The sequence below is a fragment of the Streptomyces griseus subsp. griseus genome, assembly GCF_003610995.1.
Taxonomy (GTDB): domain Bacteria; phylum Actinomycetota; class Actinomycetes; order Streptomycetales; family Streptomycetaceae; genus Streptomyces.
Genome location: NZ_CP032543.1, coordinates 291814 through 315376 on the forward strand (window position 1 = coordinate 291814; position 23563 = coordinate 315376).

Here is a 23563-nt window from a genome sequence, read left to right on the forward strand (position 1 = left end):
CGTCCGCCACGCATGGCCCGCCCGGACGACACGAGGGGCCGTGGTGGGGACCGCACAGCAACATGACCGGCACACAGCCGGGAAGAGACTCCTCTCGCTGTTCTCGGCGGCAGCGGTGACCTTCGCCGCGAGCGTGGCCTTCGTCACCGGGGCGGCTCCGGCGGCCGCCGACCCGATCGAATCGTGCACGCCGGCCGTGGGCGCCATCGTGGCGGTGGACTTCGGCCCGTTCGGCGGCGGCGTGGTGCGCGGCTGCGACACCACCCCGACCACCGGGTACGAGCTGCTGCGCGACGGCGGGTTCACCACGGAGGGCACCCAGCACGACGGGCCCGGCTTCATCTGCCGCATCGGCAACGGCGCGTTCAACTCCGGTACGCGGTACCCGACTCCGGCCACCGAGGACTGCGTCCTCACCCCGCAGGCCACCGCCTACTGGTCGTACTGGATCGCCTCCCCCGGCCAGGCGAGCTGGTCCTACAGCCCGCTCGGCGCGATGGACCGCAAGCCCAAGGCGGGCGACGTGGACGCCTGGGTGTTCGGCGGAACGGACGTCGGCGGCACCACCGGCCGGCCCACCTTCACTCCCGACGACGTACGCGCGGGCGGGGGCGGGACACCCACCCCCTCGGGGACCCCGACGGACGGTCCGGACGTGCCGGTCGGGAAGATCGACGTACCGGCCGCCGCCCGCTGGGTGACCCAGCAGTTGCACGACGGCAGCCACGTGGTGAACGAGGGCTCCGAGACCCCCGACTACTTCCTGACCACCGAGGCCGCTTACGCACTCGCCGCCGCCGGGGGCGGGAGCCCCGCGCTGGACAAGGTGGTGGCGCGCCTCGCCTCCGGCGCCACGGAGTACGCCTACGCGGCGGGCCCGCAGGAGGCGCCCGACGCCACCGCCGCGGCCCGGCTGGCGCTGGTCGCGGCGATCACGGAGGGCGACCCGCGGAACTTCGGCGGGCACGACCTGCTCGGCGACCTGGAGAAGAACGTCTGCCAGGCGGGCCCCGGTCCGGGGTGCACGGCCAAGGGCGACTTCCGGGGCGCCTCGTACGGTGACGCCCAGGCGCTGGCCGTACTGGCGCTGCTGCGCGGCGGGGTCGCGCCGCCGGACGAGACGGTGACCCGGCTGACGCAACTGGTCTGCGAGGACGGCTCGGTGACCAGCATCCTCATCGGGCCGGGCGAGTTCTGCGACGGCGACCCGATGACCACCGGCCTGGTCGCCCTGGTGCTGGACGAGGCGGGCGGCCACGACACCACCGTCGCCAGGAGCGTCGCATACCTGAAGAAGGCGCAGCTGAGGAGCGGTGCGTTCCCCGCGTACAACGGATCCGCTGTCGGCTCCGTCGCGGCCACCGCCTACGCGGCGCAGACGCTGCGCGCGCTCGGTGAGGTCCGGGCGGCCGACGCGGCGGTCTGGTGGCTGTCGCGGGAGCAACTCGCCGACGGGGGGTTCGGGTTCGACGAGGGGGCGGAGGAACCCGCTCTCTACGCGACGGCGCCCGCCGTGCTGGCGGGCAGCTCCACCAGCCTGGTCACCCTGACCACGAAGGTGCCCGAACCCACGGACCCGCCGACCACTCCCCCGACCGTTCCGCCCACGACGCCGCCCACCACCCCGCCGACGACGCCTCCGTCCGGTGACGGCCCGGACCTCAAGAAGGGCGTCGCCTACCTCACCAGCTCCGCCAATCTCCACCAGGGCCGCTACTACACGGCGGGCGGCCCCACCGGGCGGGCCGACTTCGGGCTCACCGTCGACGGCGCCTTCGCGCTCGCCGCGACCGGCCACGACAACGACGCGCTGCGCACGATCGTCGACTTCCTGGACCGGGGCGGTAAGGACGGCGAAGCCCGTACGGTGCACGACTGGACCAACGCAGGCTCCGCGCACGCGATGGGCGGCTCCATGGGCAAGGCGGCACTGCTCGCCCAGGTCGTCGAACGGGACCCGCGCGACTTCGGCGGCAAGGACCTGATCGCCGGCCTGGCCGACGCGGTCTGCACAGCGAAGAGCGCCGCGCCGGACCGGAGTTGCGCCGACAAGGGCTCCTACAGCTACGCGATGTCCGTCTTCGGCCAGTCCCTCGGCGTCATCGCCCAGGTGCGGGCGGGCGAGACGAAGGCGGCCGAGGCCCCGATCGGCTATCTGGCCGGGCTCCAGCACCCCTCCTCGGGAGCCTGGCCCAGCCTGGTCCCGCCGACAGGTGACGCGGACGTCGACTCCACCGCGATGGCCGCGATGGCCCTGGACCTGGTCCCCGGCGACGCCCACGCGGCGGCCGTGGACAAGGCGCTGGCCTGGATCGCCTCGAAGCAGCTCAAGGGCGGCGGCTTCCCGGGCGCGGCGGGCAACTCGGTGAACTCGGCGGCGCTCGCCGTACAGGGCCTGTCCCTGGACGCCGAGAAGTACGGCAGGCAGATCACGAAGGCGCTGAAGTTCCTCGCCTCGCAGCAGAACACGGACGGCGGCTTCAACGTGGCCGAGGAAGGGCAGCGGGGCTCCGACCTGCGCGCCTCGACGCAGGCGGTGGGCGGTTCGACCGGCATCTCCTTCGGTGTGCTGACCCGCTCCCTGGCCGGTACGACGCCGAATCCGGTGCCGACCCCCTCCACCACCCCGGTGATCGTCACGCCCGGGACAGCGCGGGCTCCGCCGGCGGACCGGGCGTCGTGAACGCGGGCGGTCCGGGCAGTGGCGGTGGTGGTCTCGCCTCGACGGGTGGGCAGGCGCTGGGCCTCGCCGCGGCGGCCGCCGTACTCGTCCTGGCGGGCTGGGGCGCGGTCGTGGCCACGCGCAAGCGGCGTACGGCCGTGGGCGGTGACCTGTGAGGTCCCGTCTCCGCCGGGCGGTCGGCCATGCCCTGGCCGTACTCGGCCTGACGGGCGCGGCGTTCCTCGCACCCGCCTCCCCGGCAGCGGCGGCCCCGCAGCCGATCGGCCGGTGCACGACCTCCTCGGGCGTCGTCCTGGCCGTCGACTTCAGCCACTGGGGCGGTCCCGTCTACCGCTCCTGCGGTACGACGCCGACCACGGGCTACGAGCTGCTCAACCAGGGCGGCTGGCAGACCACCGGCACCGGGCACGACGGGCCGGCGTTCATCTGCCGGATCGGGTACAGCGGCCACCAGGGCGGCAAGCAGTACCCGCCGCCCCAGCAGGAGGACTGCGTCCTCACCCCGCCCGCCTCCGCCTACTGGTCGTACTGGCACGCCGACCCCGGGGAGAACACCTGGGAGTACAGCCAGCTCGGGGCCATGAGCTACAAGCCCCGGCCGGGCAGCGTGGACCTGTGGATCTTCGGCGGGACGAACATCGAGGGCACGAAGGGCCGCCCGACGCTCACACCGAACCAGCTGCGCGCCCGCAACTCCCGCCCCACAGGCGGCGATCCGGCACCGCAGCCGAAGCCGAAGCCCGATCCCGTACGGACGACTCCGCAGCAGCCGGCTGGGGGTGGCCAGGCTCCGCCGCCCGCGGCGCCGTCGGAGACGGCGGCGGCGTCCCCTTCGCCGTCCCCCTCCGCGAGCGCGTCCCCGTCCGCCTCCGCCTCCCCCAGTGCCTCTGCCTCGGCCCCGGTCTCCGCGTCGCCGAGTGAGGTGGTGGCGGCACCGGGCGGTGCGGCGAAGGTGGTGGACGCGGCACCGGCGCCGGACGCCGGGCACGACTCCGGCTCGGTGGTGCCCGTCGCGGCGACGGCCGGTCTCGTGGCGGTGATCGGCGGCGCGGCCGTGTTCGCCGCGAAACGCCGCCGCCGTGGGGAGTAGCGCCCGCGTGCCGCGTACCGCTGCCGTGAAAGCCGGCCCGGCCGGGAGAGGCGGCACGCCGGTGTCCGCCCCCGGGCCGGACACCGGCGGCAGGCGGCTTCCGCCGGTGTCCGCCCCCGGGCCGGACACCGGCGGCAGGCGGCTTCCGCGCACCCTGCATCCGCTCGCCTGGTGGATCTGGGCGCTCGCTCTGGCCACCGCCGTCAGCCGGACCAACAACCCGCTGCTGCTCTTCCTGGTGCTGGCGGTGCTCGGTTACGTCATCACCATGCGGCGCACCGAGGCCCCGTGGGCGCGCGGCTTCAAGTACTACCTCTGTCTGGCGCTGACGGTCGTCGCGATCAGGGTGGTCTTCCGGGCCGTCTTCGCCACCGGGATGCGGCCGACCGACCACCACCTCTTCTCGCTCCCGCACATTCCGACGCCGGACTGGTACGCGGGCATCCAGCTCGGCGGCCCGGTCTCCCTGGAGGCGCTGCTGTCGGCCGCAACGGACGGCCTGCGGCTCGCCTGCATGCTGTGCTGCATCGGCGCGGCGAACACGCTCGCCAACCCGAAGCGGGCGCTGCGCGTGCTGCCGGGCGCGCTGTACGAACTCGGCGTCGCCGTGACGGTCTCGATCAGCGTCGCCCCTCAACTGGTCCAGAGCGTGCAGCGGGTGGCGCGCGCCCGTCGTCTGCGGGCCGGGCGCAACAAGGGGTTGAAGGCGCTGCGGGGCATCGTCGTGCCGGTGCTGGAGGACGCGTTGGAGCGGTCGCTGCGGCTCGCCGCGGCGATGGATTCGCGCGGTTACGGGCGGGCGGGTTCGGCGACGCGTGGCTCGCGCCGTCTGACCGGGGCGCTGATGCTGCTGGGGATGTGCGGGCTCTGCGCCGGGGCGTACGGGCTCCTCGACCCGACCGCGCCCAAGCTGCTCGGGCTGCCCGCGCTGGCGGCCGGTTCGGTGCTCTGCCTGGCCGGGCTGCGGCTCGGCGGGCGCCGGGTGACACGGACGACGTACCGGCCCGATCCCTGGCGGTTCGCGGAGTGGGCGGTGGCGTCCTGCGGGGTGCTGTCGGCGGTGCTGCTGTTCGTCAACGTGGGTTACGACCCGGCCGCGTTGAACCCGTCCATCTATCCCCTCAGCTGGCCGACGCTGCCGCTCGTCCCGGCCGCCGCCATCCTGCTCGCCGGGGCGGCCGGATTCCTGGCCCCGCCGCCGAGCAGGCCACTCCCGTACGTCTCCGCACCGCGCACCGAGGAAGCCGCATGATCACCTTCGACCAGGTCACCGTCGAGTACGACGGGGCCGCCGAGCCGGTCCTGCGGGAGGTGAACCTGGAGGTCGAGGAGGGCGAGCTCTGCCTCGTGGTGGGCCATACCGGGGTCGGCAAATCGACACTGCTGGGCGCGGTCAACGGGCTCGTGCCGCACTTCACGGGCGGCACGCTGTACGGCACGGTCACCGTCGACGGCCGCTCCACCGCCGACCACCCGCCCCGCGAACTGGCCGATGTGGTCGGTGTGGTCGGCCAGGACCCGCTGGACGGTTTCGTGACGGACACGGTCGAGGAGGAACTCGCCTATGCGATGCAGCAGTTGGCGATCTCTCCGGCGGTGATGCGCAAGCGGGTGGAGGAGACCCTCGATCTGCTCGGGCTCGCCGATCTGCGCCACCGGGCGCTGTACGAACTCTCCGGCGGGCAGCAGCAGCGCGTGGCCATCGGCTCGGTCCTCACCGCGCACCCCCGCGTCCTCGTGCTGGACGAGCCGACGTCCGCGCTGGACCCGACGGCGGCGGAGGAGGTCCTGGCCGCGGTGACACGTCTGGTCCATGACCTGGGCGTGACGGTGCTGCTGGCCGAGCACCGCCTGGAGCGGGTGGTGCAGTACGCGGACCGGGTCATCCACCTGCCGGGCAACGGCCTCGTGGTCTCCGGCGCCCCGGCGGACATCTTCACCACGTCGTCGATCGCGCCGCCCATCGTGGAGCTGGGCCGCGCCGCGCGCTGGTCGCCGCTGCCGCTCTCGGTCCGGGACGCCCGCCGGGCCGCCGCCCCACTGCGCACCGCCCTGGCGGCCACCCCGCCCCCGCCGGTCCGCCCGGTGCCGGAGGAGCGCGGAGCGGCCCTGCTCACGGCGCGCGGGGTCACGGTGGCGTACCGGGGCGTGGCGGCGGTCCGCGAGGTGGACCTCGATCTGCGGGGCGGCGAGATCACCGCGCTGATGGGCCGCAACGGATCGGGCAAGTCGTCGCTCCTGTGGGCGCTCCAGGGCTCGGGGCCGCGCAAGTCCGGTACGGTGCTTGTCGATCGGGGGCCCGCGGAGGGCTCGCGCACCCCGGCGAAGGGCAGCGACCCCAGGAGCCTCTCCGCCGCCGAGGCGAGAACGCTCGTCGGTCTCGTCCCGCAGACCCCGACGGACCTGCTCTACCTGGAAAGCGTCAGGCAGGAACTCGACCAGGCCGACGCGGAGTCGGCCGCCCCGGACGGCGCGGGCCTCTCCGCCCGCGCGATCCTGGACCGGCTGGCACCGGGCATCGACGGCGCCACGCACCCACGGGACCTCTCCGAGGGCCAGAAGCTGGCGCTGGTCCTCGCCATCCAGCTGACGGCGGCACCCCGGGTGCTGCTGCTGGACGAGCCCACCCGGGGACTCGACTACCGGGCGAAGACCCAGCTCATCGCCATGGTCGACGAACTGGCCGCCGAGGGCAGGGCGGTGGTGATCTCCACCCACGACGTCGAGTTCGCGGCACGGGCGGCGGACCGGGTGGTCGTGATGGCCGAGGGAGACATCGTCGCGGACGGCCCGACCACCGAAGTGATCGTCGCCTCCCCTGTGTTCGCCCCGCAGGTGGCGAAGATCCTCGCGCCGCTCCCGTACCTGACGGTCGGTCAAGTCGTCCCCGTGCTTCCGGCCGAGGAGGCGGGCGCGTGACAGGACTTCCGCGCCTCACCGACCGCTCGGCCGGTGCCATCCGTATCGGCCCGCGCGCCGGAATCGTCATCGCCCTGGCGGCCTTCCTCGGCCTGGTCGCGTTCTTCTGGCCGTTCCTGGTCGCGCCGGGACGCCTGGGTGCCGACTACGCCCCACCGCTGATCTTCGGCGTCCTGCTGATCCTCGTCCTCTGCGTGGTGGTCTCCGAGATCGCCGAGGGCGGCATCAACTCGAAGGCGCTGGCGATGCTCGGGGTGCTCTCCGCCGTCAACGCGGCGCTGCGGCCGCTCGGCGCGGGCACGGCGGGGATCGAGACGGTCTTCTTCGTCCTGGTCCTGGCGGGCCGCGTCTACGGTCCCGGTTTCGGCTTCACGCTGGGGTGCACCTCGCTCTTCGCGTCCGCGCTGATCACCGGCGGGGTCGGCCCGTGGATGCCGTACCAGATGTTCGGCTGCGCTTTCGTCGGCATGCTCGCGGGTCTGCTGCCCCGCGCCACTGGCCGGCGCGAGGTGTTGATGCTCGCGGTCTACGGTTCACTCTCCGGCTATCTCTTCGGCTTCCTGCTGAACCTGTCCTTCTGGCCGTTCTCGGTCGACCCCAACAGCTCCATCGCGTACCTCCCCGGCCTGCCCTTCACCGAGCAGTGGCAGCGCTACCTCGCCTTCGACGTGGCGACGTCGCTGGGCTGGGACACCGGACGGGCCGTCACGAACTTCCTCTGCATCACGCTGGCCGGCCCGGCCGTGCTCACCACGTTCCGGCGGGCGGCCCGGAAGGCGCGTTTCCGGGCTCCGGTGCGGTTCGTGGGGCCGAAGGCGGAGGAAGGAACCGGCCGAGCAGGCACGGCGTGAGCCCGGTCGGCCTGCGTCGCGCCGCACGCCTCCTCCTATTCTGAGCCCGTGGAACCACCTCACGATCATCAGAAGGCCACGGACGCCTCCCGCTACCGCGCGGAGCTGAGGCGCGTGCTGGACACGGTCTCACCGGACGTGGCCCGACGGCTCGCGGCGATCCGCGACACCGCCACGGAACGGACCGACGGGGTCGTCATCGACGTGTTCCCCGATCAGGACGGCGAAGGCACGTTCGCCGTCTGGGCGCGGTTCGAGGGCAGCGACGCCTTCGTACTGGACCGGCGGCTCGGGGACGACCGCCAGCTCCTCGCGGTCGTCCACTCCGAGACCGGCTGGACGCCCCCCGTACCGGACCGGCCCGCCTCCTGGTCCACCGCGCGCCTCGGGGACGTCCTGTTCGATGTCGTCGCCGAGTGGATCGACGCGCTCGTCCCGCCCGACGGCACCGGCCTGTTCTGGGAGGTCACCGCACCGGACGGCACCCAGGAGCGCCGCCCGGTGGGGCCGGGCCGCTGAGCGCCCTCGCGGCCCGCGGTGATCAGCCCGTACGGTTGTAGATCGCCGTGCCGGGACACGCCGTGACGCCCAGCCGGGTACCGCAGCCCGTGTACTGGCCGGAACCGTTCCACCACGCCCAGCCGCCGATGGTTCGGCCGTTCAACCAGGTGTACTGGCCGTTGTAGTTGGCGTCGTACGTGCGCAGGCTCCAGTGCACATGCGCGCCGGTCGCGGCGCCACCGGCGCAGGTGTCGGTCCCGATCGTGCCGAGCAGTGCGCTCCGGGCGATCGACGTACCGTTGTAGTAGGTGGTGCCCCGCATGTGGTAATAGTCCGTGGAGAATCCGCCGGGGTGGATCACCCGGGTCCACCCGCCGCCCGGGCCGCACATCGAGGTCGCCGTGCCCTCGCGCGAGGAACGGACCAGTCCGCTCGCGTTGCCGCCGGCGAAGTCGAGAGCGCTCCAGTTACCGGCGCCGCCGTCGTGGGAGTGGGGACCACCGGTGAGGGTCATGTAGTGGTCCGGCATCCAGGGCAGCAGGAGACCGTTGGTGCTGGCAGCGGCGCCGACCCAGGCCTGCGGATCGGCCCTGCGCTCCGCGTACGCCGTCATGTTCCGCCGCTCCGCCGCGCCGACCAGCGGGGACCGGGCGACGAAGGCGGCGAACTCCCGGTCGCCCTCCAGGCCCGCGACCCATCGCCCGTCCTGCCGGTGCGCGATGTACAGCCACCCTTCCGGCCCGCCGTGCCGGTCACGGGAGGCTTCGACATAGGCGACGCCCCGGGCCCAGTCACCCTCGGCGGCCCGCACATCGACGACCACGTCGCGGCCCTCGTCGGCAAGCCGCGACACGGCCGCCACCGGAGCGAGACGCGCGGCGTCGCGGGATCGCACGAGGGCGTCGGCGGTGACCGCGTCGATCAGCTGCTCGCGGTCGGCGCCGACACGAGCGCCCACAGCGGACGGCATCTTCACGACGACATCGGCGGCGGGCGCCTTGGAGGGCCCGGCCGAGGTGCTGCCGGGGACCGCCGTTGCCACAGGGGCGACGGCGAGCAGCCCGGTGACGGCGAGCGCGGCGACGGTGGCTCTCAGAGGTAGTCCGGAGAACACAGGCGGTGCTCCTTTCACGTGGGGACCGGCCGGGACCGGGGCGGACAGGTCGGCCGCGACGGCCGGGCGCGGCTCCGGGACTCGGGGCGGAGTCCTGCATCCCGCCCTGGCCCGGAAGGGCAGGCTTTAGCGTGCACCTGTCAAAGATTGGCGGCCCTGGTCGACGCGCGTCAACCAGCGGGAACAGGCCACACCGGAGCGAGTCGATCAGGGCTCCCGGGCGGGCGACGGACCGGCCGGACGGCCGACCGGAGCCGGAGCCGGACCGGGGCTCAGCGCCCGGGCGCGACGGTCAGCGCCCTTCAGGTTCCGGCCGGGGCGCCGTCCCACCCCCGTGGAAGGTCAGCCCGGAGATGTCGTGCGCCTGGATCACCTGGCCGTAGTAGGTGCCCCCGTTGGTGCTGTTGTTGACCGTGACGGTGGGGCCGGTCGCCTGGTGCGGGGCCAGTTCGTCCAGCAGGTCCCTCAGCTCCCCGGCGGCCTCCGGGTTGTCGCGCAGGGCCCTGCGGAGCCTGACCCGCCATGCCGCCGCGATGTCCTCGGCGCTCTCCTCGTCGCCGCTGCGGCGCGCCGCGACCAGTTCCTCGCGGGACTCCTCCAGCTCGGCGTCCACCGCCCCGCTGTCATCGCCCCGCGCCAGGAACCGGGCCAGCCGCCCGCGCACCTGCGACCAGGCCTCGGTCGCCATCAGTCCCACGAACGTCGTCGCACCGGATGCCGCCAGTGCCGCCAACTCGGCTTCCATCGGCCCCCCTCTGTCTCACCCGTCACCGTACGGGCACGTAACCCGTCGCTGGTGCAACCGTAGAGAGCGAACGGTCCCGTCGGAAGCGGAATCCTGGCTTTGTGCCGTGCGGTCCCGGCCATGCCTGCCCACGGCGGGCCGCGCCAGGGAGCACGATGCCACTCGGGTGGCGCCCCGGCCCGGGGGGCGGGATCGTCGGGGGACGGCGAGGAGCGCCCCGGCACCGCGGCGGCCTGCGGGATGAGCGCGCGTTCCGGCCACCACCCCGGACTCCGTTCGTCCGCTCCGGATCCGGAGCAACCACGAACCGTCCGGACGCGTGATGATGGATGAAGGGCAACGACGCGGCAACGCTCCGCCGGAACGGCCGGCCGGTGCCCCGGAAGGGCGGTCGCCATGTCCGTGACCCGGTCGAACACATCAGCCCGATCGAGGACACCGGCCGCCGCACTCCTCGCCGCGCTCCTCCTGGTCCTCCTCGCGGCGGCCGGGTGCGCGGGCGGGAACGGGCCGGGGCCGGAGAGTCGCAGCAGCAGCCCGCCGGGGACGCCGGCGGACGCGAAAGTGCTCGCGGTGAAGATCGACAACGTGGCACCGGCCCGGCCGCAGACCGGGCTGGAGCGCGCCGACATCGTCTATGTGGAGCAGGTGGAGGCCGGGCTGAGCAGGCTTCTCGCGGTCTACTCCTCAGACGTTCCGCCGGTCATCGGCCCGGTCCGCAGCGCCCGGGAGACCGATCTGGAGCTGCTGCGCCAGTTCGACCGGCCGGTGCTCGCCTTCTCCGGGGCCCAGAGCGGGCTCCTGCCCGCCATCGGCCGGGCGCCCCTGGACGCCGTACCGCCGTCGGCCGCGCCCCGGGCGTACTTCCGGGGCGCCGAGCGGCCGGCTCCGCACAATCTCTATCTGCGGCCGGAGAGGATCCCGTACACCGCTTCCGGGACCGAGGCCGTCGAGACGCTGGGGCTGAGGTTCGGGCCCGCGCCGCCCGGCGGAGAGACCGAGGACAGCCGTACGGTCCGCTTCCCGTCCGCGCGCACCACCTTCACCTGGTCCGCCGAGCGCGAGCGGTGGCTGGTCTCCATGGACGGCTCCCCCGCCCGTACGAGCGAGGGCCGGCCGCTGGGGGCCGCCACCGTGATCGTGCAGAACGTGACCGTACGCCCCTCCGCCTTCGGCGACCGGTCCGGGAACAACACCCCGTTCACCGAGACCGTGGGCTCGGGCACCGCCCAGGTGCTGCGCGACGGCAAGGCGTACGACGCCCGGTGGGCGCGGACCTCGGCGGACGCGGACACGCGGTTCACCACGCCGGGCGGCGAGCGGATCGACCTGGCCGAGGGGCCGCTCTGGATCGTGTACGCCGCCCGCTGAGGCTCCTGGGTGCGGCCCGGGCCACCGGCTGTGGCCCGGGCCGCACCTATCGGCGGACGGCTACTGCCAGACCTTGATGTAGTCGACGCTCAGCTTCTGCGGGAAGCGGGTGGTGGTGTCCGGCGGGCCGGGCCAGTCACCGCCGACCGCGTTGTTGAGGATCAGGAAGAAGTCGTGGTCGAACACCCAGGGTCCACGGGTGCGCTCCAGCTCCTCCCTGTCGACCCGGAACGACACCTGGCCGTCGACCCGGAAGGTCATGCCCGTGCTGTTCCAGTCCACGGCGAAGGTGTGGAAGCCGTCGGCGTAGTTCGCGCCCCCGGGCAGCGAGTGGGGACCTCCGTAGCCCGCCGCGCCGTTGTAGGCGGGGGCGTGCAGGGTGGAGTAGGCGGTCTTCGGCTCCTTGCCGACGTGCTCCATGATGTCGATCTCACCGGTGTAGGGCCATGGGCGCCCCTTGTCGAAGTAGTCCGCGCCCAGCATCCAGAAGGCGGGCCAGAGCCCCTGAGTGCCGGAGACCTTGATGCGCGCCTCGACCCGGCCGTAGGTGAACTGGAACTTGCCGTAGGTGTTGAGCCGCGCCGAGGTGTACTGGCAGGTGGTGCTGCCACTCAGCGGATCGCGCGGGCAGGCCGAGCCCGGGGTGGGCTCGCGACGGGCCTCCAGGACGAGGTTTCCGTTGCCGTCCTGGGCGGCGTTCTTGTTGTTCGTGTAGAACTCCAGCTCGTTGTTGGGGCCGGTGCCGGTCTCCGGGACCCACTTGGCGGGGTCCGGCGCGGCGCCGGCGGGGCCGTTGAACTCGTCGCTGAAGACCAGCCGGTCGTAGGTGGGTTCGGCGGGCAGCGGCGGGGCGGGGGTCGGTGCTCCCCCGGTGCCCCAGACCTGGAACTCCCAGAGCGAGTAGCCGTACTGGCCGCTGCGCTGGGTGGCGTACAGGCGGACGTGCCGGCCGGTGCCGGTGACGTTCAGGGTCTCCTTGAAGCCGGTGCCGGTGGTGGTCTGGTGGATCGTCCGCCAGTCGGTCCCGTTGTCGGAGACCTCGATCCGGTAGGCGCGGGCGTAGGCCGGGTCCCACTGGAGGACCACCCGGTGGATCTCGGCGCGGGCGCCGAGATCGACGGCGATCCAGCCCGGATCGGTCCAGCCGCCCTCGGGGCTGGTGGCCCAGCGGCTCGCGGGGTCGCGGTCGAAGGCCTTGTCCGGGCCGCACTGCCAGCAGGTGCCGTCGTGCTGGGAGGTGGAGGCGGACCCGGGCTTGCCGTACGAGAGCAGGACGTCGCCGCCCGGTTCGTTGCCGCCGGTGGTGGAGTAGACCTGGAACTCGTGGAGCGAGTAGCCCCACGGGGTGGCGCGCTGGGTGCCGAGCAGCCGGATGTAGCGGCCGGTCCCCGCGACGGTGAGGGTCTCGACACCGCCGGTGCCGGTGGTGGTGGAGTGGATGGTCGTCCACTGCTGGCCGTCGGCGGAGAGCTGGATCCGGTAGCCCTTGGCGTACGCGGCCTCCCAGTTGAGCACGACCTGGCCGACCGCCGTGCTCGTACCGAGGTCGATACGGATCCACTGGTCGTCGCTGAACGCGCTGGACCAGCGGGTGCCGAGGTTGCCGTCCACGGCGTTGGCGGCGGTGAAGGGGCCTTCGGTGCTGGAGGCGGTGGCCGGCTTGCCCTGGGAGACGAGGACGGCGGCGGCGACGGCCCGTTCCGGGGCGAGCGCTGCCGAGAGGGTGAACAGGAGGGCCACCGCGGCCATGAAGGCCAGGGCGCCTCGAAGCCGTGGTGTTCCACGGGCATTCATATGAACTCCTTGCTCCGTAGCGGGTTCGGTCCGAGAGAGCGCTCCCCCGCTGTGGGGAGCGTGGCGGGAGCGACACCAACCGTCAAGAGGCCGCGGGCAGTTGGCGCGCCCGCCGCCGGAGCCCCGCCCGACTTGTCATGCCAGATCTCCACCAACTCCCGCTGCGCTTTCAGGAGATGAAACATCAGACGGCCCCGGAGGCCGATCCCGGCGATCCTGTGCACAACTCTTGACGCGGCCGAAACGCGGGAGAATCATTCGGCTACCGAGAGAGCGCTCTCTCCCTTTGGTGGGGAGTTGCGCCCACCCCCGCCCCCGCACGTATGACACCCCAGGAGATCAGGCATGTCTGTTGCCCTCGCCAGACCCCCGCGGCCCCCGGTGGCCGCACTCCACCGATGGCGCGCGATCGGCTTCGCGCTGGTGACCGCCCTGGTCGCGGCCCTGCTCGGGGTGGCACAGGCCGCCCCCGCGCAGGCCGCGCCCGTCCTGCTCTCCCAGGGCAGCCCGACGACCGCCTCCAGCACCGAAGGTCCCTTCACCGCCGCCAACGCCGTGGACGGCAACCCCGGGACCCGCTGGTCCAGCGCGTTCTCCGACCCGCAGTGGATACGGATCGACCTCGGCTCCCCGGCCACCCTCAGCCGGGTGGAGCTCGCCTGGGAGGCCGCGTACGCCAGGGGCTACCGGATCGAGCTCTCCACCAACGGCACCACCTGGACGACCGCGTACAGCACCACCACGGGCCAGGGCGGCAACGAGACGCTCACCGTCTCCGGCGAGGCCCGCTACGTACGCCTGACCGGCACCCAGCGCGCCACCGGATACGGCTACTCCCTGTGGGAGTTCAAGGTCTTCGGTACGCGGGACGGGGGCGGCGGCCCGCAGATCCCGGGCGGCGGCGACCTCGGCCCGAACGTCCATGTCTTCGACCCCTCCACGCCGAACATCCAGGGCAAGGTCGACGAGATCTTCCGGCAGCAGGAGTCCGCGCAGTTCGGCAACGGGCGGCACGCACTGCTCTTCAAGCCCGGCACGTACAACAACCTCAACGCCCAGATCGGCTTCTACACCCAGATCGCCGGTCTCGGTCTCAACCCCGGCGCCACCACGTTCAACGGCGATGTGACCGTGGACGCGGGCTGGTTCAACGGGAACGCCACCCAGAACTTCTGGCGCTCGGCGGAGAACCTCACCCTCAACCCGGTCAACGGCACCAACCGCTGGGCCGTCTCCCAGGCCGCGCCCTTCCGCCGGATGCACGTCAAGGGCGGACTCAACCTGGCGCCCGACGGATACGGCTGGGCCAGCGGCGGCTACATCGCGGACAGCAAGATCGACGGCACCGTGGGCCCGTACTCCCAGCAGCAGTGGTACACCCGCGACAGCTCGGTCGGCGGCTGGACCAACGCCGTCTGGAACATGACCTTCTCCGGTGTCCAGGGCGCGCCCGCCTCCAGCTTCCCGAACCCGCCGTACACCACGCTGGACACCACACCGGTCTCGCGCGAGAAGCCGTTCCTCTATCTGGACGGCAACGAGTACAAGGTCTTCGTCCCGGCGAAGCGCGTCAACGCGCGCGGCGTCTCCTGGGAGGGCGGGAACCAGCAGGGTGAGTCCATCCCGCTGAGCCGCTTCTACGTGGTCAAGCAGGGCGCCACCGCCGCGACGATCAACGCGGCGCTCGCCCAGGGCCTCAACCTGCTGTTCACGCCCGGTGTTTACCACATCGACCAGACCATCAACGTGAACCGCGCCAACACCGTCGTCCTCGGTCTCGGCCTCGCCACGATCATCCCGGACAACGGGGTGACCGCGATGAAGGTCGCCGATGTCGACGGCGTCAAGCTCGCCGGCTTCCTCATCGACGCCGGCCGGGTCAACTCCCCGACCCTGCTGGAGGTCGGCCCGCCCGGCTCCTCCGCCGACCACTCGGTCAACCCCACCACCCTGCAGGACGTGTTCATCCGCATCGGCGGTGCGGGCCCGGGCAAGGCGACCACCAGCCTGGTCGTCAACAGCAACCACACCATCATCGACCACACCTGGCTCTGGCGCGCCGACCACGGCGAGGGCTGGGGCTGGGAGACCAACCGCGCCGACTACGGCCTCCGCGTCAACGGCGCCGACGTCCTGGCCACCGGACTCTTCGTCGAACACTTCAACAAGTACGACGTGGAGTGGTTCGGCGAGCGCGGCCGGACGATCTTCTTCCAGAACGAGAAGGCGTACGACGCGCCCAACCAGGCCGCCATCCAGAACGGCAGCACCAGGGGGTACGCGGCCTACCGGGTCGACGACTCGGTGAACCAGCACGAGGGCTGGGGACTGGGCAGCTACTGCTACTACAACGTCGACCCGACGATCATCCAGGAACACGGCTTCAAGGCGCCGGTCAAGCCGGGCGTCAAGTTCCACAACCTGCTGGTCGTCTCCCTCGGCGGCAACGGGCAGTACCAGCACGTGATCAACAACACCGGCTCCCCGACCTCGGGAACGTCGACGATCCCTTCGACCGTCGTCAACTTCCCCTGATCCAGCCGGTGCACGACGGATGAGCCGGTCCGGTGTCCGGCGGCCCGGACCGGCCAGCCCGCCGGCACGGCAGAAGCCCTCCGACGGACATGACCGTCCGCCGGAGGGCTTCCTCCTGGGTCTCGGGCGCCGAGCCGGGCCGAACGGCTACGGCTGCACCACGATCTTCCGCCCCACCCCCGCCTTGAACTGGTCGATCGCCTCCGGGTACTGCTCCAGCGGCAGCCGGTCGCTGATGAAGACGGCCGGGTCCAGCACCCCGCTCGCGAAGAGCGCGGCGGCCCGCTCGTAGCTGTGCAGGACCGCCATCGAACCGGTGATGGTGATCTCCTGGTTGTAGATCAGGTACGGCTCGATGACCGCGGTGGTGCCGTAGTCGGCCACCCCGAACTGGAGGAAGGTGCCGCCCTTGGCGACCCGGCCGAGGCCGTCCTGGATGGCCCCGGCGTTGCCGGTGGCGTCGATGACCACGTCCCAGCCGCCGGGCCGGTCGAACTCCTCGGCGCGGGAGGCGGCTCCGGTGCAGCCGAGGAGCGTCGCGGTCTGCAGGCGCTGGGGGTTGACGTCCAGGACCTCCACGGAGGCGGCACCCGTGCGCTTGGCCAGCTCCAGCATCATCAGGCCCATCGTCCCGGAGCCGTAGATCAGCACCTCGGCGCCCAGGTTGCCGTTGAGGACGTCGTACCCGCGCACCGCGCAGGAGAGCGGTTCGATCAGGGCCGCGTCCCGTACGTCGATGTGCTCGGGCAGCTTGACGCAGTTGGCGACCGGGGCGACGGCGAACTCGGCCGCACCGCCGGGGACGGTGACGCCGATGGCGGCCCAGTTGTCGCAGAGGTTGCCGCGGCCCGAGCGGCAGTAGCGGCACTCGTGGCAGTGCAGCGAGGGGTCGACGGCCACCTTGTCGCCGACGGCCAGCTCGGTGACGCCGGTGCCGACGGCGACGATCTCACCGGCGAACTCATGGCCGGGGACGATGGGCAGGGTGGGGGCGAACTCGCCCTGGAGGATGTGCAGATCGGTGCCGCAGAGCCCGCAGGACGCCACCTTCACGACCACGTCACGCCGGCCGGGCGTGGGGTCCTCGACCGTGGTCACGGACACCTTGCCGGGGGCCTCGACGATGGCTGCCCTCATTTGACTGCTCCCAAGGAAAGGCCCTGGACGAGTTTGTCCTGGGCGGCGTAGCCGGCGATGAGCACCGGCAGGGACACGACCACGGACGCCGCGCACAGCTGGGCGAGGAAGAGCCCCTGGCTGGTGACGAAGGTAGTCAGGTGGACGGGCGCCGTCCCGGCGACCACGCCGGTCAGCACCCGGGCGAACAACAGCTCGTTCCAGCTGAAGATGAAGCAGATCAGGGCCGTGGCGGCGATACCGGGGGCGGCGACCGGGGCGACGACCCGGCCCAGCACGGTGGGCAGCTTCGCCCCGTCGACCTGGGCGGCCTCGATGATGGAGACGGGGACGTCGGCGAGGAAGGACTGCATCATCCACACCGCGATCGGCAGGTTCATCGAGGTGTAGAGCAGGACGAGCAGCCAGATGTTGTCCAGGAGCCCGGTGTTCTTCGCGAACAGGTAGATCGGCAGCAGCCCGGCGACCACCGGCAGCATCTTGGTGGAGAGGAAGAAGAACATCACGTCGGTCCACTTGCGCACCCGGCGGATGGAGAGCGCGTACGCGGCGGGCAGCGCCAGCAGGAGCACCAGGAGCGTCGAGAACAGTGACGCCGTGAGGGAGTTGACCAGCGGGGGCCAGGGGGTCGGTCCGCCGTCGCCGCCGAAGAAGGTGCGGTAGCCGTCGAGGGTGAGTGAGGCGGCCAGGGACGGCGGGTTGGTCGCCGCGTCGGCCTCCGAGTGGAAGGAGGTCAGCACCATCCACAGGGCGGGCAGGCAGAAGACGATGCCGACGGCCCAGGCGGCCAGGCCGAGGACGGTGGAGCGCCTGCGGGCCCGGGCCGTCGGCGCGGTGGCCTTGGCTGTGGCGCGGGTGCGGTTCGGTGCTGCGGTCGAGGCGCTCATGCGCGGCTCGCCTCCTCACGGAAGAGGGAGGAGACCACCCGGAGCGCGAAGGTCGCGATGATCACGGTGCCGATCACCACGACCACGCCCACGGCGGACGCCAGCCCGTACTCATGGGCCCGGTAGAAGGTCTCGTAGACGGTGTACGGGAGGTTGGCGGTGCCGAGGCCGCCCGCGGTGATGGTGAACACGGCGTCGAAGTTCTGCACGATGTACACCGAGCCCAGCAGGACGCCGAGTTCGAGGTACCGGCGCAGATGGGGCAGGGTCAGGAAACGGAACATCTGCCAGGGGCCCGCGCCGTCGAGACGGGCGGCCTCCATCATCTCGGCGGGGCGGCTCTGCAGCCCGGCCAGCAGGATCAGCATCATGAACGGGGTCCACTGCCAGACGAGGGCCGCGGCGACAGCCATCAGCGGCATCTCGGAGGTCCACTCCGGCTGGGCGATCGACTCGATGCCGAACAGGTTCCCGAACCAGGTCAGCGCGCCGTTGAAGAGTCCGTACTCGGGGTTGTAGAGCGCGTGCTTCCACAGCAGCGCCGCCGAGACCGGCACGATCAGGAACGGGGTGATGAGCAGGGTGCGGACGAAGCCCCGGCCGAAGAAGGTGCGGTCCAGGAGCAGGGCGAAGGCAAGGCCGAGGACGACGCTGGCGATCACCACGGTGGCGGTGAGCAGGACGGTGGTCAGGACCGATTCCCGCAGGGCGGGGTCGGTGAAGACGGAGCCGTAGTTGGCGAAGCCGGTGAAGTGGCGCTGGTCCGGCTTGAGCGAGTTCCAGTCGAAGAAGGAGATCACCAGCGTTGCCACGAAGGGCAGTTGGGTGACCACGATCAGGAAGACAAGGGCGGGCAGGAGGGGTGCGCGGGTCGCCCACGCCTTCGCTCTGCTGCCCGTGGGGCGCTTGCCCGGCGGGGCGGGACGGGGCGGGTTCGGGCGTACGGCGGTGGTAGTGGTCATCGGTACTCCTCCGCGACCTTCTCGGCCAGCTTCTGGGAGGTGGCGAGTGCGGCGTCCACCGACTGGCGGCCCGCGATGGCGGCGCTGATCTCCTGCGCGACCTTGGTGCCGAGGTCGGTGAACTCCGGTACGCCGACGAACTGGATGCCTGCCGTGGGGCGCGGCTGGGTGCCGGGGTTGTTGGGGTCGGCCTCGGAGATCGCCTGCTCGGTGACGTCGGCGAACGCCCCTGCTTCCTTGCGGTAGTCGGGGTTGGCGTAGGTCGAAGCGCGTTTGCCCGCGGGGACGTTGGACCAGCCGCTGGTGGCGCCGACGAGCTCCTCGTACTCCTTGCTGGAGGCCCAGGACATGAACTTCCAGGCGTCGTCGGCCTTCTTGGAGGCGTTCTGCATGCCCCAGGCCCAGGTGTAGAGCCAGCCGGAGCTCTTCGTCTGCTCCACGGGGGCCGGCACGTAGCCGATCTTGCCCTTGACCGGGGAGTTCTTGGCCTCCAGCGATCCGGCGCCGGCGGTGGCGTCGTACCACATGGCGGTCTTGCCCTGGGTCATGTTGTTGAGGCACTCGGCGTAGCCGGACTGCGGGGCGCCGAGCTCTCCGTGTTTGCGCACCAGGTCGACGTAGAACTTGGTCGCCTTCTTGAACTCCGGTGAGGTGAGCTGGGGTTGCCAGTCCTCGGTGAACCAGGTGCCGCCCATGGTGTTGACGACGGTGGTGAGGGGGGCGATGACCTCGCCCCAGCCGGGCAGGCCGCGCAGACAGATGCCCTTCATCCCGCGCTGCGACCCGTCGGTCTTCGCGGCGAGTTCGGCGACCTCGTTCCAGGTCGGCTTGGCGGGCATGGTGAGCCCTTCCTTCTCGAAGACGTCCTTGCGGTACATCAGGAAGGAGGACTCGCCGTAGAAGGGCTGGGCGTACAGCTTGCCGTCCTTGTGGGTCAGCGACTCGCGCAGCGGCGGGAGGATGTCCTGCTGGTCGAAGTCCGGGTCGGCGTCGACGTATTCGTCCAGCGGGCGCAGCCAGCCGTTCTCGGCGAAGAACGGCAGCTCGAAGTTGGAGATGGTGGCGATGTCGTACTGACCGGCCTGGTTGGAGTAGTCCTGACTGATCTTGTCGCGGACGTCGTTCTCGGGCAGCACCGTGAAGTGGACGGTGATGCCGGTCTCCTTGGTGAAGTGCTCCTCGGTCAGCTTCTGGAGTTCGACCATCTGCGGGTTGTTCACCATCAGGACGTTGAGGGCGTCGCCTCCCCCGAAGGAGGTCCCGCCGGCCCCGGCGCAGCCGGTGGCGAGAAGGGCGAGTGCCGCGGCGGTGGCGGCCGTGCGCGGCAGGCGGCGTGGTCCGTGTCGTCGGCGGGGGTGATGGCGCATGGGGACTCCTGATCAGTCGTAACGGCTCGGTGATCGGGTCGTGCGGGTCGCGCCAAGGGCGGCGCGGGGGCAGGACGGACCGCGCCCCGACGGGGGAGGCGGGGCGCGGTGGTACGGGGGTGGTGCGGCCGGTGCGGGACCGGGGCGGCGGGTCAGACGCGGATGACCTGGGGGCCCATCAGGGAGTAGCGCTGGGCCTCAGCCGAGGAGAGCCCGGCGTCGGTGACGATCGTCTCGAAGTCGCCGACACCGGCGAAACGGCAGAAGCTCACCGCGCCGAACTTGGAGTGGATCCCGGCGAAGACGCGGCGCCGGGAGCTGCGCATGGCCTGGGCCTTGACCTCGGCGACGGCCGGATCGGGGGTGGTGAGGCCGTACTCGCGGGAGATGCCGTTGGCACCGACGTACGCCAGGTCGATGACGAAGCCGGCGAGCATCTTGGAGGCCCAGTGGTCGACGGTGGCCATCGTGGAGCCGCGCACCCGGCCGCCGAGCAGCAGGACGGAGATCTTCTCGGCGTCCGCGAGGACGGTGGCGACGGCCAGGGACGCCGTGACGACGGTCAGCGGCCGGTCCCGGGGGAACGCCTCGGCGACGAGCTGGGGGGTGAAGCCCTCGTCGACGAAGACGGTCTCCGCGTCGCCGAGGAGGTCGGCGGCGGCGGCCGCGATCCGTGACTTCTGCGGGACGTTCCGGGTGGTGCGGACCGCGAGCGTGGTCTCGAAGCCCGCCGACTCCACCGGGTAGGCGCCGCCATGGGTCCGGCGGACGAGACCGTGCTCCTCCAGTACGTGCAGATCGCGGCGGACGGTCTCCTTCGCCACCTTGAACAGCGCCGCCAGGGCGTTCACCTCGACCGACCCGTCCCGCCGGGCGGTGTCGAGAATTCCTCTGCGGCGTTCGTCGGTGTCCACGACACACATCCCTGGCTCTTGCGGTGGCGCTGTTCAGGCGGTGGGCCGGTCCGTTCGGGCCCATGTGACGTTTTTACAAGCAGGGTCTCCCCCTCGACCAGGCTCTTCGCGAGATTCCCTCTGCCCGTTCATGCCCGTTTACATCGATGGACCGCCGCTGGTCACACCCCTACCGGCGGGCTTTCCGGGCGCCCCCGGCGCCCGCTCGGCCGGGGCGTGCGCCCGGATCGTGCCCGTTCCCGCGGAACGGTGCCCGATCTTCGGGGATCTTCAGACGGCGGGCTCCTCCTCCAGACCTTCGAGACTGTCCATGAAGGAGCTGACCGAGAAGACGGCGCGGCCGGGTCCCGCGGGGCCGTAGCCGGGCGGGGAGTTGAGCCCGAACTCCTCCAGCGTCGCGCGGTACGCCTGGAGGAGGCGGATGTGGTACTCCAGCGGCGCGCCCAGCGGGTTTGCCTTGCCGAGCGGGGTGGTGGGCTCGGGGCACCAGGTGGTGAAGCGCGGCACGACCCCGTTGGACATGAAGAACCGCAGACCCTCGGTGGTCGAGTCGATGGCCTCGCTCACCTTCGTGAAGCCGAAGGGCTCGGCCATCTCGATGCCCGCGACGAAGTTGGGGATGACGTTGCGCGGCCCGAACACCTCGGCGGACTCCAGGATCCGGCGGTGCCACTCGTCGCGGCCGACGTACCGCTCCTTGCCGGGGCAGTGCAGCTGGAAGAGCCGGCGGTCCCACACCTCGAAGTTGGGGTGGTAGATCCGGATGCCGTAGTCGTGGAAGCGCTGCACATCCTCGCGGGGCAGCGCCTGCGCCACCACTTTGCCGGTCCAGCGGCCGGGGAAGCGCTCCTCGATGGCCTTGGCGTAGTGCCCGTAGAAGTCGGCCTCGTCACGCCCGGCGACCTGGGAGGTGATCGATCCGCCGGTGAGGGTGTAGGCGCGGGATACGCCGGCGGTGTCGTACCGGTCGATGATCTCCAGGGCCTCCAGCACCTCCTCGACCGGCTTGACCCCGGTGTACGGGCGGCCGGCCGCCTTGTGCTGGCGCCAGTTGTGGTTGATGTCGCAGAACTGGCACTCCTCCTTGGCGCCGAAGTACTGGCAGACCCGGAAGACCGTCAGATAGATGAGGTAGCCCCACTGGATGGTCGGGGCGACCTCCATCACCGACTTGCCGTTGGACAGCTGGTGGCGGTAGTACTCCGGCATCGGCGGCAGCCCGACGTCCGCGATCCGCGCCCCGTCGAGGTAGAGGCCGAGCGTCCCGTCCTCACCGCCGCGCACGACGTACGGGGAGTCGGGGTTGACGCGCACCGACACGACGGTGCGGCGCAGCCCGTAGGGGCCGCCGGTGAGCACGACCTCCTCGGGCGGCCGGTTGAGCGCGGCGGCACCGAGCTCGGGCAGGGTGCGGTGGTCGAAGGAGAAGATGAAGTACGACTTCGGCTTCACGTCACCGGTGGCCCCGCCGACCGATCCGCTGAGCGCGGATTCGTCGAAGGCCATGCCGCCGCGCAGCAGGTCCTCCTTGATGACGGCTTCCCGGGGCACCTCGGGGAAACGCCCCATCAGGTCCTCGACCAGTGCCGTACGACTGCTGCTCGGCATGTACGCGAACCTCCGTAGTCACCCCACCGCAACTGCGCGCGCACGGGTGGGCAGGTCTGTCCAGTCAGGCTGGCAAGCCTACGCCAACGCCTTCCGCCACCCGCACTGACCAGCGGAAAACGGATCCGGGGGGCCTTTGGGCCGCGCCCCTGGGACAATGCGGGTAGGACCGGGAGCCGGGGCCTGACCCCGACCGGAGCCTGGAGGGACAGCCCTGGACGTAAGCCTGGAGCGGAAGCCCTGGACGTAGTCCTGAGGTGGAAGCCCGGGGTGGAAGCTTTGGGAGCCGACCGACCACCGGGGGCCGCAGATGTCCGGCACACCGACCGCAGCAGCCGGGGCGCCGATCCGGGTCTTCCTGCTGGACGATCACGAAGTCGTACGCCGGGGGCTGCACGACCTCCTGGGGGCCGAGCCCGGTCTGGAGGTCGTCGGGGAGGCGTCCACCGCCGCCCAGGCGCTCGCCCGCGGCCCCGCGCTCCGGCCCGATGTCGCGGTCCTCGATGTGCGGTTGCCCGACGGGGACGGCATCACGGTCTGCCGCGAGCTGCGCTCCCGGATGCCGGGGCTGGCCTGTCTGATGCTGACGTCCTTCGACGACGAGGACGCCCTGCTGGACGCGATCATGGGCGGGGCTGCCGGGTATGTGCTGAAGCAGATCAACGGGTCGGACCTCGTGTCGGCCGTGCGGACGGTGGCGACGGGCCAGTCGATGCTGGACCCGGCGACCACGGCCCGGCTCATGCGCCGCCTGCGCACGCCCTTGCCCGCCGGTCCCGTGGAGGACGAGCGGCTGTCGGCCCTCTCCGAACGGGAGCGTTCCGTGCTGGACCTCATCGGCGAGGGGCTGACCAACCGGCAGATCGCCGAGCGGCTCTACCTCTCCGAGAAGACCGTGAAGAACCACATCTCCCGGCTGCTCGGGAAGCTCGGGGTGGAGCGCCGGGTCCAGGCGGCCGTCATCGCGACAGAGGTGCGGGAGCACAGGCAGCAGGACGGGTGAGGGGCGCCCGGGGCGGCAGACGTGGCGAGGCCCCGGCCGGTGAGCGGACCGAAACTGCCGGCCGGGGCGGCCGACAGGGAGG

The 23563-nt window shown here is 71.8% G+C and carries 17 protein-coding genes and 1 pseudogene; 9 read left to right on the top strand and 9 right to left on the bottom strand.

The annotated features are described in order from the left end of the window. Window positions 1-43 precede the first annotated feature (43 nt). From D6270_RS01325 to D6270_RS01350, 6 genes and pseudogenes are all read left to right on the top strand, one after another. Window positions 44-2838 (top strand): annotated as a pseudogene (locus D6270_RS01325) (prenyltransferase/squalene oxidase repeat-containing protein). Beyond that, the gene (locus D6270_RS01330; RefSeq protein ID WP_109167169.1) at window positions 2835-3773 is read left to right on the top strand and encodes a hypothetical protein; all 939 of its coding nucleotides are present in this window, start codon (window positions 2835-2837) and stop codon (window positions 3771-3773) included. Before D6270_RS01325 ends, D6270_RS01330 begins: the two are co-directional and overlap by 4 nt. A 61-nt stretch (window positions 3774-3834) precedes the next feature. Further along, complete coding sequence (locus D6270_RS01335) at window positions 3835-5025, top strand: energy-coupling factor transporter transmembrane component T (protein ID WP_225976745.1); 1191 nt, start codon at window positions 3835-3837, stop codon at window positions 5023-5025. Next, window positions 5022-6692 carry an ABC transporter ATP-binding protein gene (locus D6270_RS01340; RefSeq protein WP_109167168.1) on the top strand — a complete coding sequence of 557 codons (1671 nt, stop codon included), beginning with the start codon at window positions 5022-5024 and terminating at the stop codon, window positions 6690-6692. Before D6270_RS01335 ends, D6270_RS01340 begins: the two co-directional genes overlap by 4 nt. After that, window positions 6689-7543 (top strand): ECF transporter S component, encoded by an 855-nt coding sequence (locus D6270_RS01345; RefSeq protein WP_109167167.1) that lies wholly within the window; start codon window positions 6689-6691, stop codon window positions 7541-7543. Before D6270_RS01340 ends, D6270_RS01345 begins: the two co-directional genes overlap by 4 nt. Window positions 7544-7591: 48 nt before the next feature. Beyond that, window positions 7592-8062, top strand: a complete 471-nt coding sequence (locus D6270_RS01350) for a DUF6389 family protein (protein ID WP_225976746.1) — start codon at window positions 7592-7594, stop codon at window positions 8060-8062. A gap of 22 nt (window positions 8063-8084) precedes the next feature. Here D6270_RS01350 and D6270_RS01355 read toward each other — a convergent pair whose 3' ends face one another. Then, complete coding sequence (locus D6270_RS01355; RefSeq protein ID WP_109167165.1) at window positions 8085-9158, bottom strand: M23 family metallopeptidase; 1074 nt, start codon at window positions 9156-9158, stop codon at window positions 8085-8087. Window positions 9159-9450: 292 nt separating this feature from the next. Continuing rightward, a complete protein-coding gene (locus tag D6270_RS01360; RefSeq protein WP_109167164.1) occupies window positions 9451-9903 on the bottom strand; it encodes a hypothetical protein in 453 nt (150 codons plus the stop codon). Window positions 9904-10299: 396 nt separating this feature from the next. On the opposite strand from D6270_RS01360, the gene D6270_RS01365 reads away from it, so the two are divergent. Beyond that, a complete protein-coding gene (locus D6270_RS01365; protein WP_109167163.1) occupies window positions 10300-11274 on the top strand; it encodes a DUF3048 domain-containing protein in 975 nt (324 codons plus the stop codon). Window positions 11275-11334: 60 nt separating this feature from the next. On the opposite strand, the gene D6270_RS01370 is transcribed toward D6270_RS01365, so the two are convergent. Next, entirely contained in the window at window positions 11335-13068 is a 1734-nt protein-coding gene (locus D6270_RS01370) for a discoidin domain-containing protein (protein WP_109167162.1), read from the bottom strand. A 345-nt stretch (window positions 13069-13413) separates the two neighbouring features. Between D6270_RS01370 and D6270_RS01380 the strand changes: the two genes are divergently transcribed. After that, a complete protein-coding gene (locus tag D6270_RS01380; protein WP_109167161.1) occupies window positions 13414-15603 on the top strand; it encodes a discoidin domain-containing protein in 2190 nt (729 codons plus the stop codon). A gap of 147 nt (window positions 15604-15750) precedes the next feature. On the opposite strand, the gene D6270_RS01385 is transcribed toward D6270_RS01380, so the two are convergent. The 6 genes from D6270_RS01385 to D6270_RS01410 all read right to left on the bottom strand — a co-directional run bounded on the left by D6270_RS01385 (window position 15751) and on the right by D6270_RS01410 (window position 22478). Continuing rightward, window positions 15751-16740, bottom strand: a complete 990-nt coding sequence (locus tag D6270_RS01385; protein ID WP_109167160.1) for a zinc-dependent alcohol dehydrogenase family protein — start codon at window positions 16738-16740, stop codon at window positions 15751-15753. After that, window positions 16737-17627 carry a carbohydrate ABC transporter permease gene (locus tag D6270_RS01390; protein ID WP_109167159.1) on the bottom strand — a complete coding sequence of 297 codons (891 nt, stop codon included), beginning with the start codon at window positions 17625-17627 and terminating at the stop codon, window positions 16737-16739. Before D6270_RS01390 ends, D6270_RS01385 begins: the two co-directional genes overlap by 4 nt. Further along, entirely contained in the window at window positions 17624-18589 is a 966-nt protein-coding gene (locus tag D6270_RS01395) for a carbohydrate ABC transporter permease (protein ID WP_109167158.1), read from the bottom strand. Before D6270_RS01395 ends, D6270_RS01390 begins: the two co-directional genes overlap by 4 nt. Then, window positions 18586-19956 carry an ABC transporter substrate-binding protein gene (locus tag D6270_RS01400; protein ID WP_109167157.1) on the bottom strand — a complete coding sequence of 457 codons (1371 nt, stop codon included), beginning with the start codon at window positions 19954-19956 and terminating at the stop codon, window positions 18586-18588. The genes D6270_RS01395 and D6270_RS01400 overlap by 4 nt, the downstream gene beginning before the upstream one ends. Window positions 19957-20108: 152 nt before the next feature. Further along, a complete protein-coding gene (locus D6270_RS01405; RefSeq protein WP_109167156.1) occupies window positions 20109-20870 on the bottom strand; it encodes a DeoR/GlpR family DNA-binding transcription regulator in 762 nt (253 codons plus the stop codon). A gap of 270 nt (window positions 20871-21140) precedes the next feature. Continuing rightward, a complete protein-coding gene (locus D6270_RS01410) occupies window positions 21141-22478 on the bottom strand; it encodes a radical SAM protein (RefSeq protein ID WP_109167155.1) in 1338 nt (445 codons plus the stop codon). 310 nt (window positions 22479-22788) lie between these two features. On the opposite strand from D6270_RS01410, the gene D6270_RS01415 reads away from it, so the two are divergent. Continuing rightward, window positions 22789-23481, top strand: coding sequence for a response regulator (locus D6270_RS01415; protein WP_109167154.1), 693 nt, complete (start codon window positions 22789-22791; stop codon window positions 23479-23481). The last annotated feature ends 82 nt before the right edge of the window (window positions 23482-23563 follow it).